Consider the following 3,376-nt stretch of genomic DNA (forward strand, 5'->3'; position numbering starts at 1 on the left):
GCGGAGGGTCACTTGGTTTAATCGACTTAACGTTAAAAGAAGAAAAAGGAAAATGGAAAGTAGTAAGCTCTCAATCGTCCACGCGTGAAACGTATAAAGACGTAAAAGACGCATCAGGGAAAACGGTTACGCAAAGTACGGTAGAACCGGATAAAGGCGTTATTAAAGCGGTTCAAAAAGATCACGATGCAACGGTTAAATACGTGAACACACCAATCGGTAAAACGACCGATGATATCCACAGCTATTTTTCTCTTGTGCAAGATGACCCGTCTATTCAAGTTGTGACAAACGCACAAAAAGATTACGTAGAAAAATATGTTTCTCAAAACAAGCCGCAATACAAAGACCTTCCAATTTTATCAGTTGGAGCACCTTTTAAAGCAGGAAGGAACGGCGTGGATGAATATACTGAAATTAAAAAAGGTGACTTAACGATCCGAAGCGCTGGCGACCTGTATCTATATGACAACACATTAAAAGCGGTTAAAGTAAAAGGTTCTGTTGTAAAAGACTGGATTGATATGTCTGCGGGTAAGTTTAATCAAATTACACCGAATAAAACAGAAGAGCAGGAATTATTAAACCAAAGCTTCCCTGTTTATAACTTCGACGTAATTGACGGCGTTCAATACCAAATCGACGTCACAAAACCAGCAAAATACGATGTGAATGGAAACGTGATTCACGGAGATTCAAGCCGCGTTGTTAACTTAACGTATAACGGCAAGCCGGTTGATCCGAACCAAGAGTTTATCGTTGTGACAAATAACTACCGAGCTGGCGGAGGCGGAAACTTCCCTGGTCTAAAAGGAAGCGAGCTTGTGGTGGATTCAGCGGATGAAAACCGTCAAATTCTAATGGACTACATCACTGAGCAAAAAGAAATTACACCAACAGCTGACGATAACTGGTCCATTGCACCAATTAACGGAACGGCTAACGTGACGTTCACAAGCTCACCGCGCGGAGAAAGCTATTTAACTGAAGGAAGCAACATTACGTATACAAATAAAACGGATGACAAAGGGTTCGGCATTTACAAAATTAATTTAAACGGCGAATCAAAAGATAATACAAAGGTTCAGCTTTTAGGCATGAACGACCTGCACGGTCAGCTCGATACAGATACAAAAATCAATTCAAATGGCCAAGCGCTTTTAGCTGGAAATATGAAATATACAGCAGCAGCTATTCGTAAACAAGAAGCTGAAAATCCGAATACGCTTTTAGTTCATGCTGGAGATATGATTGGCGGAAGCCCGTTAGTTTCAGCGCTGTTTCAAGATGAGCCAACGGTTGAAGTGATGGAATCACTTGGATTTGATGTAGGTACGCTTGGAAATCATGAGTTTGATGAAGGCATTGCTGAGCTTCACCGTATGATTGAAGGCGGCGATCATCCAAAAGGAACAAAAGGATACGACGGCATGAATTTCCCGGTTGTAGCGGCAAATGCTTATGATACTTCAACTAATAAATTAATTACGGAGCCTTATGCAATAAAAGAAGTAGGCGGCAAGAAGATCGGCTTTATCGGCGTTGTCACACAAGAAACACCAAGCATGATCGTTCGTAAAGGAAATGAAAACTTAAAAATTACGGACGAAGCAGAAGCAATTGATAAATATACGGCAGAGTTGAAAAAGCAAGGTATTAAAGCCATTGTGGTACTTGCTCATAATCCATCTAATCAAAATGGAACTTCTACCGAGTTTGATGCAGCAGATATTGCTAAAAAAGTTGACGATGAAGTTGACGTTATCTTTTCAGCTCACAATCACGTATATAACAACAAAGTAGTAGATAACAAACTAATTGTTCAAGCTTATTCATACGGCTCAGCGTTTTCTGACGTAGACGTTGAAATCGATAATACGGGTGACATCGTGAAAAAAGATGCCAAAATTGTGACCGTATATCAAAAAGACTACACGCCAGATCCTGAAGTTTCAAGCATTATGAAAAAGTACGAAGACTTAGCAGCACCTATTAAAGCAGAAGTGGTTGGGAAGTCATCTACAGATTTGGCAAAAGGCTATCCGTCTAGCGGACCAACAGGCGATATCGCGCTTGGAAACTTAATTGCTGACGGCATGAAAGCAGAAATGAACGCTGACTTTGCTTTAATGAATGGCGGAGGCGTTCGTTCACAGCTTGATGCAGGTGACGTAACATACGGTGATTTGTTTGCGATTCAGCCGTTTGGCAACGTCTTAAATAAAGTAAAGCTAAGCGGAGCGGATTTAGAAACGGTGTTAAACAATCAAATTACATCATCCGGACTAGATTTCCATGTTGCAGGCTTTAACTATACGTGGGATGGAAGCACGAATAAAGTAGTCGATATCACGCTTCCAGATGGAAGTAAAATTGACAAAGAAAAAGAATACACGGTAGTAGTCAATAACTATATGTATGGAAACGAAAAATACGGTATTGGTGCACTTTCTTCAGATATGGAAGTGGGACCAGAAGATTTACAAGCAACGGTAAACTATATTAAAACCCTTAACAGCCCGTTTGAATACAAAGCTGAAGGCCGTATTCAAAACGTGGCAGCTGCTAAAACAGCTGAACAGCAAGAACCTACTTTAAAAATAGCTCAATAAGCCAAAAAAGACTGTCTCATAACTCGGATTTCCGGTTTAGAGACAGTCTTTTTTAGTAGAATATCTTTACTTTCAAACTTTAAATCAATTAATTTACCCTATAACAGACCGCTTAATTTTTGAAACAATCACCAGATTGTGGTATTCTTTCCATGGAAAGAAGATTTACGTAAACGTTAAAAGTGGTATAAAAATTTCACTATTTTTTCATTTATCTGCGCTATGATATAGAGCTATATAGAACCTGAAATAGAATATGTTCGTTACAGTAAAGGAGTAAATAAAAGTGGCTATTAATCTACAAAAAGGTCAAAAAATTGATTTAACAAAAGGAAGAGAAGGCCTATCTTCTATTACAGTTGGATTAGGATGGGATCCTGTAAAAAAACGCAGCTTTTTTGGTTTCGGAGGAAACGGACCAAGTATTGACTGTGATGCCTCTGTTCTTATGCTAAATTCAAACGATAAGCTTGTAAGTAACTCAGCCGTTGTGTATTTTGGAAATCGTCACAGTAACTGCGGGAGCGTTAAGCATTCAGGCGATAACCTTACCGGAGCAGGTGAAGGAGACGATGAACAAATTTTTGTTGATTTAAAAAAGGTTCCTGGAAACGTACATAAACTTGTGTTTGTAGTCAACATCTATCAGTGTGTTGAGCGAAACCAAGATTTCGGTATGATTAAAAATGCGTTTATTCGCGTTGTAGACAGTGCTAAAAACGAAGAGCTTGTCTACTTTAATCTATCTGAAGACCATTCAGGAG

Annotated in this window: 2 protein-coding genes; both read left to right on the forward strand. The window is 39.3% G+C overall.

From position 1 onward, the window contains the following. The coding region (locus tag AC1DRF_RS20220; RefSeq protein WP_477741516.1) for a 5'-nucleotidase C-terminal domain-containing protein at window positions 1–2,612 on the forward strand (2,612 nt) is incomplete at its 5' end. 286 nt (window positions 2,613–2,898) lie between these two features. Beyond that, window positions 2,899–3,376 (forward strand): TerD family protein (locus tag AC1DRF_RS20225; RefSeq protein ID WP_477741517.1); only part of this gene is annotated, 478 nt, incomplete at its 3' end.

The sequence above is a fragment of the Priestia sp. P5_B4 genome (genome assembly GCF_056400385.1).